Source organism: Vibrio sp. Vb2131, assembly GCF_033338535.1.
Taxonomy (GTDB): domain Bacteria; phylum Pseudomonadota; class Gammaproteobacteria; order Enterobacterales; family Vibrionaceae; genus Vibrio; species Vibrio alginolyticus.
The window spans coordinates 152730-165938 of the sequence record NZ_JAWOSW010000002.1 but is presented as its reverse complement, the minus strand read 5'-3'; the positions used below and the strand labels follow the sequence as shown (position 1 = coordinate 165938).

The following is a 13209-nucleotide window of genomic DNA, read 5'->3' as shown; positions in this document are numbered from 1 at the left end:
TGATCGTTTTCTTCTGATAAGCTTCACCGGAGTATTCGATTGAATTTCAAAAGATTAGATCACACCTTTTACTGTCTGGTCAGACCAATTGGTTAAAGTGTGATGTTAATCATTTGTTAATCTTAAGTTTCGGGAGTATATTTTCAAACAGTTGTTTAATACGAGTGATTAAAATGGCCCCGAGAACATCAACAAAAGAAAAAATACTCGATGTCGCAGAAGGACTCTTTGCTGAACATGGCTTTAATGATACTTCGCTAAGAACGATAACAGGTAAAGCTAACGTTAACTTAGCATCGGTAAACTATCACTTTGGCGATAAAAAAACGCTGGTTAGAGCGGTTTTAGATAGGTATTTAGAAGCACTAATGCCGAGCATTAAGACTTCATTAATTGAGTTAAACACGCGCGATAGCTACAACATGGACGATGTCTTTGAGTCATTGCGATTACCTTTACGTACATTAAATGATGTACGCCCAAATGGTACTGCGCTATTTATGTTGTTAATTGGCCGCGGTTATACAGACGTTCAAGGTCATCTACGCTGGTTCATTACCACCAGATACGAAGAGGTACTGAACCTTTTCACTTTCTCGATAATGAAGGCGAACCCGGAACTATGTGAAGAACATTTGTTTTGGCGACTGCACTTCACGTTAGGAACCTGTGTATTTACGATGGCTTCAAGCCAAGCTCTTTCGGAGCTGGCAGAAAGTAAGTTTGAAAAGGAAGTCGATGTGAAATCTGTCGTCGATTTACTGATTCCATATTTGTCAGCAGGAATGTCAGCAAAGCAGTTGGCATAAGACAAATAAGAAAGTTAAACCAATAATAAGATTATACCCCGAGCGGTTACGTGAACAAAAGGATCTGAACTATGAGCTCTCTACGAAGAAAATGGATTAGTGACCCGGCTTTTAAAGTGTTCAAAAAAGTATTGCCACCTCTGTCTAGCACCGAGAAAGAGGCGATGGAAGCGGGTAGTGTATGGTGGGATGCCGAACTATTCTCAGGCAAGCCAAACTTCACAACATTGCATCATTATCCAACGCCTACACTGACGGTAGAAGAGCAGTCATTTATGGATAATGAGCTTGAAACCCTGCTAGAAATGCTTGATGACCAGAAGATTGTCAAAGAAGACAGGGATTTACCGCCTGAAGTATGGGAGTACCTACGTAAAGAGCGATTTTTCTCTTTGATCATCTCGAAAGCATATGGTGGTCGTGAATTTTCCGCTTTGGCGAACTCAACCATTGTTTCTCGTATTGCGACTCGAAGTATCAGTACCGCGGTATCGGTAATGGTACCGAACTCTCTTGGCCCTGGTGAGCTGCTATCGCACTATGGTACGCAAGAGCAAAAAGATTACTGGTTGCCTCGTTTAGCTGATGGTACAGACATCCCTTGTTTCGCCCTAACTGGCCCTGAAGCGGGTTCTGATGCAGGTGGCATACCTGATCAAGGCGTGGTTTGTTACGGCACCCATGAAGGCAAAGAAGTGCTTGGCGTGCGAGTTAGTTGGAATAAACGCTACATCACGCTTGCGCCAGTTGCGACAGTGCTCGGGTTAGCATTTAAACTGCAAGATCCTGAAGGGCTACTTGGTGACAAGAAAGAGGTTGGCATTACATGTGCGTTGATTCCCGCTGACCATGAAGGTGTCGAGATAGGAGAACGCCATGATCCTCTGGGGTCTGCGTTTATGAATGGTCCTACTCGTGGTGAAGATGTCTTCATCCCTATGGACTGGTTGATCGGTGGCGCTGATTATGCAGGTAAAGGTTGGCGTATGCTGGTTGAGTGTCTTTCTGCTGGTCGCGGTATCTCTCTCCCAGCGCTTGGCACAGCGATTGGTCACCTTACTACACGTACAACAGGTGCTTATGCTTACGTGCGTAAACAGTTTGGAATGTCGATCGGTAAGTTTGAAGGTGTTGCAGAAGCAATGGGGCGCATTGGTGGTCTTACTTACCTACTAGAAGCGACGCGTACGCTAACGACGACTTCTCTCGATATGAAAGAAAAACCTGGGATTGTAACCGCGATTGCCAAGTACCACATGACGGAAATCGCGCGTACCATTCTAAATGATTCGTTTGATATCCATGCGGGTCGTGCGATTCAAGATGGTCCAATGAACTATCTTGCTAAACATTACCTTGGTATCCCGGTTGCTATCACTGTTGAAGGCGCGAATATTCTGACTCGTAACCTGATGATTTTTGGTCAAGGTGCGACTCGATGTCACCCATATGTTCTAAAAGAAATGGAAGCCGCGGCGAATCCAGATTCTGAACAAGGTGCGAAAGAATTTGACAACTTACTCTTTAAACACATCAAGCACGCGCTCGGTAATACATTCGGTGCATTTGGTGCAGCACTAACTGGTTCTCGATTTGTTAACGCGCACATGAGTGGCCCAACGCAGCAATACTACAAAGACATTACTCGTCTCAGTCGTGCACTTGCAGTAAGTGCAGACTTTGCGATGTTAACCTTAGGTGGAGACTTGAAGCGTAAAGAAATGATCTCCGCACGTTTGGGTGATGGATTAAGCTATCTATACATGGCATCTGCTGCCTTGAAAAAGTATGAAGATGAAGGTCGTCAGCAAGGCGATCTAGACTTCGTTCATTACGCTGTTCAACACTGTTTGTATAACGCTTCTAAGTCATTAAATGAGGCTTACACCAACTTCCCTGTGAAATACGTTGGCGGTGTGCTTAAGGGGCTATTGTTCCCGCTTGGTAATCATTTCAATAAGCCAAGTGATGAGCTGTGTGTGAATTTGGCTGAAGCGATGATGACGCCAGGCGCGCAACGTGATCGCCTCACGCATCTGTGCTACATCGGAAAATCAGAGGATGACAGCGTAGGCTTAATGGAGAATGCATTCCTTGCAATGTACGACATTAAACCTTTGGAGCGTAAACTTATGAAGGCTGCGAAGGATGGTAAAGTGGCTCGTAAAGGTTTGCTGCATGACCGTTTGCAGCAAGCATTTGAAGCAGGCGTGTTAACTGAGCAAGAAATTGATCAAATCATGGCTGCAGATAAATTGCGCTACAAGGCGATTCAAGTTGACCACTTTAGTCATGACTTTTCTGAAGTGCGAACTCATAGCCCAAAAAAGTCGCAGTTGAATCCGGCGGCATAATAGACAACTAATGTTAAGAAAAGCACCTCAATGAGGTGCTTTTTTGTATTCTTGGGGAGTGGATGGTGGGATAGTGCTCCAACCACTTGCCTTTTAAGAGCATTTTTACAGAAATTAGATGCGAAATCCCAACGAAACTTTTATCCTAACAAGGTTTTTTAAAGGAAGTTGAATATGATCATCAAACCTAGAATTCGTGGATTTATCTGTACTACAACGCACCCTGTTGGTTGTGAAGCTAACGTAAAAGAACAAATTGCGTACACCAAAGCGCAAGGTCCAATCAAAAACGCACCTAAGCGTGTTCTTGTTGTTGGTGCATCAAGTGGCTACGGTCTATCTTCTCGTATCGCTGCGGCATTTGGTGGCGGTGCATCAACTATCGGTGTTTTCTTCGAAAAAGAAGGTACTGAGAAGAAGCCAGGTACAGCAGGTTTTTACAATGCCGCTGCTTTTGAAAAGCTAGCGCGTGAAGAAGGTCTGTACGCAAAAAGCTTAAACGGCGACGCTTTCTCAAATGAAGCGAAACAGAAAACTATCGAGCTGATCAAAGAAGACTTAGGTCAAATCGATATGGTGGTTTACTCACTGGCATCTCCAGTACGTAAAATGCCAGAAACTGGTGAATTAGTTCGTTCATCTCTTAAACCTATCGGTGAAACTTACACATCAACGGCTGTTGATACCAACAAAGATGTGATCATCGAAGCTAGCGTTGAGCCTGCAACAGAAGAAGAAATCAAAGACACTGTCACTGTAATGGGCGGTGAAGATTGGGAACTTTGGATCAATGCGTTGTCTGATGCTGGTGTTCTTGCTGAAGGTTGTAAGACCGTCGCGTACAGCTACATTGGTACTGAGCTAACTTGGCCAATTTATTGGGATGGTGCACTAGGTAAAGCAAAAATGGACCTAGACCGTGCAGCGAAAGCGCTAAACGACAAGTTAGCAGCAACAGGCGGCAGTGCCAATGTTGCGGTACTTAAATCTGTTGTAACTCAGGCGAGTTCTGCAATTCCTGTTATGCCACTGTATATCGCAATGGTATTCAAGAAAATGCGCGAAGAAGGTGTACACGAAGGCTGTATGGAACAAATCTACCGTATGTTCAGCCAACGTCTATACAAAGAAGACGGTAGCGCGGCAGAAGTTGATGAGATGAACCGCCTACGTCTGGATGACTGGGAACTTCGTGACGACATTCAGCAGCACTGTCGTGAGCTATGGCCTCAAATTACGACTGAGAACCTAAAAGAGCTGACTGACTACGTTGAGTACAAAGAAGAGTTCTTGAAACTATTTGGTTTCGGCGTTGAAGGCGTAGATTACGAAGCGGATGTGAATCCAGCAGTTGAAGCAGACTTCATTCAAATCTAATCGAATCACAGACTAGATAACCAATAAACAAAAGGCGCTCATTGAGCGCCTTTTTGTATTTCATAGTCAAAGTGAGTATTAACTTAGTATTATCAGAATCGTACCAGCTAGCGTCATTAAAATATTCGCAATCGCATAGGTACCCGCATAACCAAGGGCAGGGATGGTGGACTTAGCGTAGTCGTTAACGACATCCATAGCTGGAGCGCAAGTACGGGCGCCAATAATGGCACCGAAGAGCAGAGCACGGTTCATCTTGAGTACGTGTGCGCCAACTAAGTAAGCCAGAACTACAGGCACAACACTGACAATAAATGCCAAACCAATGACTTTTGGTCCTACTTGCGTTAGGTGCTCGAACATCTTTCCACCTGCACTTAGACCAATTCCCACCATAAAGAACATTAACCCTAGATCTTTGACCATATTCAGCGCCCCTTGTGGGACATAACCGAAAGTAGGGTGATTTGCTCGTAAGAAACCAAGCGTAATACCGGACAACAGAAGACCCACCGCATTACCCAAACTGAAAGACACCTGACCGAACGTCATTGTGATGAGGCCAAACAGAATACCCAAAATAAAGAAGCTACAAAAAGCGAGCAAATCGGCCATTTGACTGTGGATCGAGATGAAACCGATTTTTTCCGCCAGTCCATGTACTCGGCTTTTCTCGCCGCTCACTTGAAGGACGTCCCCTTTAGCGAGCACAATGTCTAAGTCCATAGGCATTTCAATCTGAGCGCGAACTACGCGGTTTAAGAAACAGCCAAACTCAGACAAATTCAAATCCGATAAACGCTTACCAGCGATAGCGTCACTTTTTACGACGATTTCTTCTTCAACGATGCGCAAATCAAGCAAGTTACGGTCGAATACTTCTTTACCATTACGGAAGCTAGGGTCTAAGCGAGCATGGCTGTCAGGGAAGCCAACCAGTGCAATTTCATCTCCCTCTTGCAAGATAGCATCACCATCTGGGTGGGCGAGAATACCATTGCGACGGATTCGTTCAATGTAACAGCCAGTTTGACGATAAATACCCAGTTCTCGCAAGTTTTTACCATCAGTCCAGTCAATTAGCTCTGGGCCCACTCGGTAAGCTCGAATAATGGGTAAATACACTTTTCTCTGGCTTGAATTTCCAAGGCCACGCTCTTGTGCGATTTGCTGCGCGGAATCAGAAAGGTTTTGTTTTTGCAGTTTTGGCAACAATTTAGCAAACATGATCATGCTAATTAAGCCGACCAGATAAGCCATCGCGTAGCCTACGGATAGATTTTCTAATACCAGAGAAAATTCCATATTCCGCGGTATAGTCGCAAGGCCAGAGTTAAGAGCATCTTGTGCACCAACCAGTACTGGCGTTGCGGTCAATGCGCCTGCCATCATACCGGCGGATAAGCCAAAATCGAGGCCGAAATAGTGACTCAAACCATACGTTAAGCTGACCGCAGACACGAGAACAGTCATGCTTAAAATAAAATAATGCTTACCATCTCTGAAGAATATACCAAAAAAGTTTGGTCCAGCTTCAATGCCAACGCAGTAGATAAACAGCATAAAGCCAATGGTTAAAGCTTCTGCATTAAATGAGAAACCAAGGTGGCCCATTACCAAAGAGGTAATAAGAACGCCAATAGAGTTGCCTAATTGTAATTTGCCAAATCGAATTTTTCCGATGGCAAGGCCAATGGCTAATACGACGAAGATTAGAAGGATAGGGTTTTGCTCAAGAAGGTATACGACGTCTATGTTCACTGTGTGGCTCGGTAGAGTGTGTGCCAAAAAAGATTAAGAACTGTGAATTGTAACTAAATATAGCAAAAAGATAAGTGAATTTTTTTAGGTTTTACCATTAGTTGACTTAACGTAATAACCAGCTGAAAAATAATAAAAAAGCCGCATGAAGCGGCTTTTTTGAAAACAGTCTTTATTACTCGTCAAATAGACCTAGGTGCTCTTTCGCGTATGCTTCGAATTCGTCGCAGCCACCGATGTGCTCTTGGTCGATAAAGATCTGGGGAACGGTTTCAACTGGTTTACCAACTGTTTTCTCAAGATCTGCTTTAGAAATACCCTCAGCGTGAATATCAACGTAACGGTAGTTGAAGTCATCACGTTTTGCTTTTAGCGTTTCTGCGTGCTCTTTTGCACGAACACAGAAAGGACATGCAGGGCGACCAAAGATAACAACGAACATAATCTTATTTCTCCTAAATCTATTCTTTTTTGAAAGCGTACAAAACATAGCGGCTGAGTGCGCTTTCTTTTGTTGGAGTAACTATGCCCGATCCAGATACGGAAATAAAGCGGCAATTACCTCTTGGTTCTATAGGTGAAATCTATCGAATAAAAACTAAACGCGCGTGCTTATTTTACGGCTCTGAAGTATGTGAAGTGACGCATAAAAAACATACATTCTAAAGGGTTAATGATGGCAAGGTGGAATTGGTCAATTTTTTTTGTTTAAAAAAATAGCAATCTATTTTGGCTATACGCAAATAACTTCAACTCTTACATAAGTGTTAAATCAGAGGGCGAGAGGTTATTTGGGTATATTCTTTTGGGAGGGTGTGTATGTTTCAGTTTATGACTGCAACAAGGATTATATTTGGTGAAGGTGCACTTCAATCTTCATTGTCCGTTATTAACCAATTTGGCTACAGTGTTTTGCTGGTTACTGGGCAGGATACCCAACGAGCCGCCCCCATTATCCAATATCTTAAAGCTCAAAATATGCGTTACCAGCACGTAGCTATCGTTGGTGAACCATACATCACGATGGTAGAAGAGACCGCAGTGCTCGGTAGAAAATTCCAACCTGATATGGTGGTTGCGATAGGTGGTGGCAGCGTCATCGATATGGGCAAAGCCTTAGCTGCCATTATTCCCAATCAAGGCAATGTTTACGATTACGTAGAAGTGGTAGGAAGAAGCGTCCCTTTAAAAGCAAAGCCTCTTCATTTTATTGCAATTCCTACGACAGCAAGCACCGGTTCAGAAGTGACCAGAAATGCTGTGCTGAAATCTGGACAAGATAAAGTGAAAGTGAGTCTTCGAAGCCCTGATATGCTCGCAGACGTTGCCATTGTAGACCCGACACTTACTTACGGGACCGACCAATACACATCTGGACGTGGCGCAATGGATGCGTTCACTCATTTAATGGAAGCGTATGTGTGTGGTGAGCCAAACCCTCTTACTGATATGGTCTGCGAAGAGGGGCTACGCCGTTTAAGCCGTTCAGTGATTGCCGCTTGTAAGCAAGATAATCATAAGGCGCGCTCTGATTTATCGTTCGCTGCATTGCTTGGTGGTATGGCGATTACTAATGCCAAATTAGGTGCTGCTCATGGGTTAGCATCGGCGTTAGGAGGCAAGTTAGACGCCCCCCATAGCGTTATTACGGCTCGCCTAGCTCCGCACGTGATGCAGGAGAACATTAACGCTGCTAAACTCGCGGGTAGGAATGATGTGATAAGTCGTTATCGTAAGCTGGCCCAATTAGTCACTGAGCGAGTAAATGCTAACGAACACGATGGAATTCTTTGGGTAAATATGGTGCTAGATAAGTTAGCGTTACCGCTACTGGCTCAATTTGGAGTATGCCAAACCTCTTTTGAGCAAGTGGCGAATGATGCGCTTAAATCAATGGCAATCAAAGGGAATCCTTTACCTCTTAATCAGGAACGTTTGATACACATATTGCAGCAAGTCTGTGATTGTAGCGGAGAGTGCGCAGCTGAGAGTGCACAACATGTCAGTTCTGTTGAAGTACTGGAATCAAGAACGGACTTATCGAGTGTCAACGACTTAGGGTGATTGCTCCCTTAGCAGCATTAAAACAAAAGGGGAGCCTTGAGCTCCCCTAGATAAAGTATTGACTAAGCTTTAGTGCTTAGTACTGGCTTAATTTGTCATAGCGACTGTCTTTCAACGCATCTTTTACGCGTTTTAGGTTCTCACGGAAACCTGTACCACGGCGAAGAGTGAAGCCAGTTGCTAGCACATCAATCACTGTCATTTGTACAACTCGGCTTGCCATTGGCATGTAAACGTCGGTATCTTCTGGAATATCGAGCGTGATGGCCAGCGAGCTTGCCTTTTCTAGAGGAGAATCCTTCGCTGTAATCGCAATAACCGTTGCGCCATTTTCACGAGCAAGGTTCGCTATTTCTACCTGACTCTTTGTTCGACCGGTATGAGAAATAAGAACCACAACATCATTATCACTGCAGTTGATACAACTCATGCGCTGCATAACAATATCTTCAAAACAAGTAATTGGAATATTAAAGCGAATAAACTTGTTTTGTGCGTCTCGGGCAACAGAAGATGATGCACCAAGGCCAAAGAATGAAATGCGCTTCGCTTGCGTTAGCAAATCGACCGCACGGTTCACTTGCATTGGATCTAGGCTATTTTTAGCGACATCTAAACACGCCATCGTCGATTCGAAAATCTTATGGGTGTACGCGTCTGGGCCATCGTCTTCTTCCACATTACGGTTAACGTAAGGGGTGCCGTTGGCTAGGCTCTGTGCCAAGTGAAGCTTAAAATCTGGAAAGCCCTTGGTGTCCAGACGACGACAGAAGCGGTTTACAGTGGGCTCACTAACGTCGGCCATTTTAGCCAGCGTTGCAATGCTTGAATGAATTGCAGTTTGTGGAGACGCCATAATTACTTCCGCAACTTTGCGCTCTGACTTACTGAAATTCTCCAGGTTTTTTTGAATTTTTTCTAATGTATTCATAGTGTTCACGAGGGTATAGAGAACAACTCGCTGGCTCTGCTAACGAAAGGAAACACGAAGATTCCGGAGTAGAGTGGGGCGTTAACGAAAACAACCAGCGCCATAGAATCAGTATAAACCTGATCTTCAATCAGTCTAAACCAATAACGGGTACTATTTAGTGAGAATTTGACAGGCCTCAAACAAAATGTTGTAAAAACTACAGAATTGGATGTGTAAACGAAGTTTTGTTGCGCTAGTCGCACGATAATGATGTTTGAGTTACATCAAAACGAAAAAAAATTTCAAATTGATGTAACTCGATCTGGCTGTTAAGACGATTGAATATCAACAACCAGCTGTTGAATTCTTTTCATCAAATTTGGTGCTTGCTTGGCGATTTCGCGTTGTTCATCAAGCACTGAGCTCAAAATTTCTTTTGTGGTCAGTGGATTTGCCAAAACCACTCGAAACACTATCGTATTCATGCGTTGCCATTGGTCTGGGTTCAGTCTTGTACGTGAAACGAACGATTTGCCCGTTTCGCGCTGACGCTTTTGAATAAACTGTGTTAACTCATTGATCAGCTCATTCAGTTGTTCTTTTTGTGAGCCTTCTGCTTGTGCTAATGCTTCACGGATGAATGGCGGTAAATAACGGTATGTGAGCAGACAAAGCTCTGGTTCAGAAACTAACTCGAAATCATCTTGCTGTTTGATTAAATCCGCAAAGTAGCGAGCTTTTTCAATGCTTTGGTCAATCAGAAGCTCATAACCTGGGCGACTTATGATGTGCATTGCGGCGTAGACCAACATCGCCATGCCCGAACGTGAGCCTTCTAGTGTATGGCTGCCTAGGTCTTTTGAACCTTTGCGCAATATATATTGAGCGTGATGCTCTATGGATTTCATTGCGTCAGGGTCTTTGAACAGAACCATACCGGCGCCCATCGGGATGTAGAGCTGCTTGTGTGCATCAATAGTTACTGAGTCTGCCATTTCCACACCTTTAAGAAGATGACGGTGATGGTTAGACATAAGTGTTGCGCCACCCCATGCGGCATCCACATGGAAGTGACAGCCGTGAGCTTGGCAGACTTCAGCGATTTCAGGCAATGGATCAACATTACCTGTCTCTGTTGTGCCAGCCACACCAATAACAGCAATAGGCTTGATGTTTTGTTTTTCGAGCTCAACAATTTTCGCTTTCAGGTCGTTGACAATAATACGGTTGTTGGCATCGGTTTTAACCGCAACCAAGCCCTCTTGGCCTAGCCCTAATACATCGGCTGCTTTCTTAAGGGAGTAGTGACCACGCTCAGACACTAGCACCGCTAAGCCATCATAGCCATAGTGCTTCATGGCTTTAAAAAGGCCTTCCTTTTCCACGCCTTTAAATGAGCCATTGGCCCTTAACGCTTTGTTACGTGCTACCCAAAGCGCAGTGATATTGGCAATGGTGCCGCCGGAACAAAATGCGCCTAATGAGTGGTTTGCACTGTGCATCCACTGATTGTAAAACGTATCATTCTGACCATATATCAAGCGATGCAGCATACCCAAAACTTGACGCTCAAGTGGTGTAAAGGCTTTGGAAGTCTCTATTTTTACCAGGTTTTGGTTTAAGGCGATCATGATCTTTGACAGTGGCATCAAGAAATAAGGCAGTGCCGATGTCATATGACCAATGAAGCTTGGTGAAGATGTGTGAACTGAGTGCGACACCAAAGTGTCGAGTAAGTGCTCTGTATGATCTGACACGAACTCTGGCTGCTCAGGAATCTGAGCAGAAGAAAAGTCTTTTTCGATTTCGCGTAAAGGCTTTTCTTCTGCCACGATGTGTTCACGAAGAAATTGATTTAGATTTCGCGAGAGGCTCTCGTCAATTTTAGTTAACGTTGAGTCCGGACCTTCTGGGACAGTGAAGATCTTTAGCAAGCTCTCAAAGCTAACATCAGCGGTTTTTTGTTCCTTAACCATAGCAAAGAATCTTTGTAGTTATTTTGGTAATGCGAGCGGCACAATCTAAACTAAAACGGGCGCAAAGTCCCGTTTTAATTGTTGAAACCCAAGTTGTAGAAATGAAAATTTTAGGTGAAGGTTACGATATTCACATTAAAAAATTCTAGATTGAGTACGTTAAAACATTCTAGTGTTTTCGAATGCTAATCAACGACTAATGCGAGCAATCTTAGTCACATTTCTGCTTTTCAATCTTTTCTATTGACTGATTGTACTTATTAAGTGCGGTATCAATTTGTTGGGGGTGACTAAGCAGATCAGCGAATGCTGAACGAAGCTCGTAGTTTTTTGGGTGGTTAGTTGATTGACGGTCGCTAAATGTCTGTTTTGCAACTTCACCTAACTTATCGCTTCGGGTCGCTAACTGCTTAACGTCATGTTGCTCTAGTTTTAACCATGCTTCGATTGGCTGTTCCGTCGCAACGCGGCTAGGGTCGTTCTCTAGAAAGTAGTGAACCGCTTCGCGGTTTAATTCAAAGTGATGTTTACGTCCATCCAAGAACCATTGACTAACTTCTTTCAGATCTGGATATTGGGTAACCGTCAAATCAACAAGATCTTGATACCACTGTAGTGAGGCATCGACGTAGCCATCGTATTTGCTAGCAAGACATTGTTGATCTGCGGCAAGCGTAAAAGTTGAGCTTGTAGCGAGGAGCGCTGCAACGACAAAGCGTTTCATTCTTCTTCCTTCTGGTTGTTATCCCTTTATTAACGCAATGCACATCAGTTGATGTTTCTCCCTTCTTTCTATTTGGTCGTGACAAATCGTTGGGCTGAATGACGAAAAGAAAGAGGGGTCTTGCCAAAAAATATTGACCACTTTGACGTTAACTGGGTATTTAAATTTTTGCCGTATTGTAATGGATGTTAAAGCGAAAACCTGAGATCTAGCTAGCAAGTGATACAAAGAAAAGCATCATAACTGGTACCAATAAACTCAAAATAAAGCCGCTAACGATAGCAACAGGAACACAACGCACACCACCGGTGGTTTGAATAACGGGTAGGGTGAAGTCCATTGCTGTTGCACCGGCATAACCAATTGCGGTGCACGGATAGCTACGAATAAAGAGAGGAATGGCAACCAGTGCGACTAGCTCTCTCATCAATTCAATCAAGAACGACGCGCCACCAAATACCGGACCAAAAGCGTCACCCATTAAAATACCTGCGAGTGAATACCAGCCAAAACCTGAAGCCATTGCGAGTGCTTGATAAAGAGGAAGATCCAAAAGCACCGCTGCAAGAACGCCACCAAGCATACATGTTGCGATGACAACAGCCGCAATGGCCATTCCTTGTTTATTTAATAGGATTTGACGCAGAGTAAGTCCACTATTGCGCAGCTGAATACCAATAAAAAATAGAAGTAGAAAGAGTATCCATTCGCTTGCTGTATCTACCCAACTCAAATCAATGGGTAACAGCAGGCCAACCACTAACCCGCCGCCAACGACCACGATAAGCTTAACAGACTCTAAAGCCATCGAAGATAACGGTAGCTTCTTTTGATTTTGATTGGTCTGGAGTGGGATAATTTTATCAATAATAGGCAGAGCCAACAGGTTGCAGGCACTTAGACACAAAAAAAACGTACTCGCATAGAGGAGAATACTTTGTAAGTTGCTGCTTAAATTATCGAGCGCCGCTAAGCTAAGACCCATCAACGACAAAATGACGTAAATAAGGTAGGACGTTGACTGATTGATCTTCTCCAATAACGAAGATCGAGATATAGGAATTAGATACCCCACCACAAGCGGAGCGAAAATAAATAGCATCCCTGAGAACATAAAGCTCAATGATTCCTTTTTGAGATAACATCAACACGCATAAATCAAATTATCTATCGGTTGAAATTAGAGACATTTCACCACACACAGCTCAGCCTTGAGCGAATCGTTTTATCG

10 protein-coding genes are annotated in these 13209 nt (G+C 43.8%); 4 read left to right on the top strand and 6 right to left on the bottom strand.

Annotated features, from left to right (window positions below; all coding sequences use genetic code 11):
- Positions 1-173: 173 nt before the first annotated feature.
- The 3 genes from R7E38_RS02865 (at position 174) to fabV (ending at position 4540) form a co-directional block, all read left to right on the top strand.
- Positions 174-809, top strand: a complete 636-nt coding sequence (locus R7E38_RS02865; RefSeq protein WP_053306960.1) for a TetR/AcrR family transcriptional regulator — start codon at positions 174-176, stop codon at positions 807-809.
- A gap of 71 nt (positions 810-880) precedes the next feature.
- On the top strand, positions 881-3163 hold the full coding sequence (locus tag R7E38_RS02860; RefSeq protein ID WP_226082896.1) for an acyl-CoA dehydrogenase: 2283 nt from the start codon (positions 881-883) through the stop codon (positions 3161-3163).
- A 174-nt stretch (positions 3164-3337) separates the two neighbouring features.
- Positions 3338-4540 (top strand): enoyl-ACP reductase FabV, encoded by a 1203-nt coding sequence (fabV, locus tag R7E38_RS02855; protein WP_005388648.1) that lies wholly within the window; start codon positions 3338-3340, stop codon positions 4538-4540.
- A gap of 78 nt (positions 4541-4618) precedes the next feature.
- Here the strand turns inward: fabV and R7E38_RS02850 are convergent, their stop codons facing one another.
- A complete protein-coding gene (locus tag R7E38_RS02850; RefSeq protein ID WP_005378028.1) occupies positions 4619-6301 on the bottom strand; it encodes an aspartate:alanine antiporter in 1683 nt (560 codons plus the stop codon).
- Between the two features lie 175 nt (positions 6302-6476).
- The gene (locus R7E38_RS02845) at positions 6477-6743 is read right to left on the bottom strand and encodes a GrxA family glutaredoxin (protein ID WP_005378026.1); all 267 of its coding nucleotides are present in this window, start codon (positions 6741-6743) and stop codon (positions 6477-6479) included.
- 377 nt (positions 6744-7120) lie between these two features.
- Between R7E38_RS02845 and R7E38_RS02840 the strand changes: the two genes are divergently transcribed.
- A complete protein-coding gene (locus R7E38_RS02840; RefSeq protein ID WP_017820842.1) occupies positions 7121-8365 on the top strand; it encodes an iron-containing alcohol dehydrogenase in 1245 nt (414 codons plus the stop codon).
- A 76-nt stretch (positions 8366-8441) separates the two neighbouring features.
- Here the strand turns inward: R7E38_RS02840 and R7E38_RS02835 are convergent, their stop codons facing one another.
- The 4 genes from R7E38_RS02835 to R7E38_RS02820 form a co-directional block, all read right to left on the bottom strand.
- Positions 8442-9296 (bottom strand): MurR/RpiR family transcriptional regulator, encoded by an 855-nt coding sequence (locus tag R7E38_RS02835; protein WP_005378021.1) that lies wholly within the window; start codon positions 9294-9296, stop codon positions 8442-8444.
- 311 nt (positions 9297-9607) lie between these two features.
- On the bottom strand, positions 9608-11254 hold the full coding sequence (gene panP, locus R7E38_RS02830) for a pyridoxal-dependent aspartate 1-decarboxylase PanP (RefSeq protein ID WP_005378019.1): 1647 nt from the start codon (positions 11252-11254) through the stop codon (positions 9608-9610).
- 211 nt (positions 11255-11465) lie between these two features.
- Complete coding sequence (locus tag R7E38_RS02825) at positions 11466-11978, bottom strand: hypothetical protein (protein ID WP_017634875.1); 513 nt, start codon at positions 11976-11978, stop codon at positions 11466-11468.
- Between the two features lie 208 nt (positions 11979-12186).
- The gene (locus R7E38_RS02820; RefSeq protein ID WP_005378011.1) at positions 12187-13092 is read right to left on the bottom strand and encodes a lysine exporter LysO family protein; all 906 of its coding nucleotides are present in this window, start codon (positions 13090-13092) and stop codon (positions 12187-12189) included.
- Positions 13093-13209: the final 117 nt, after the last annotated feature.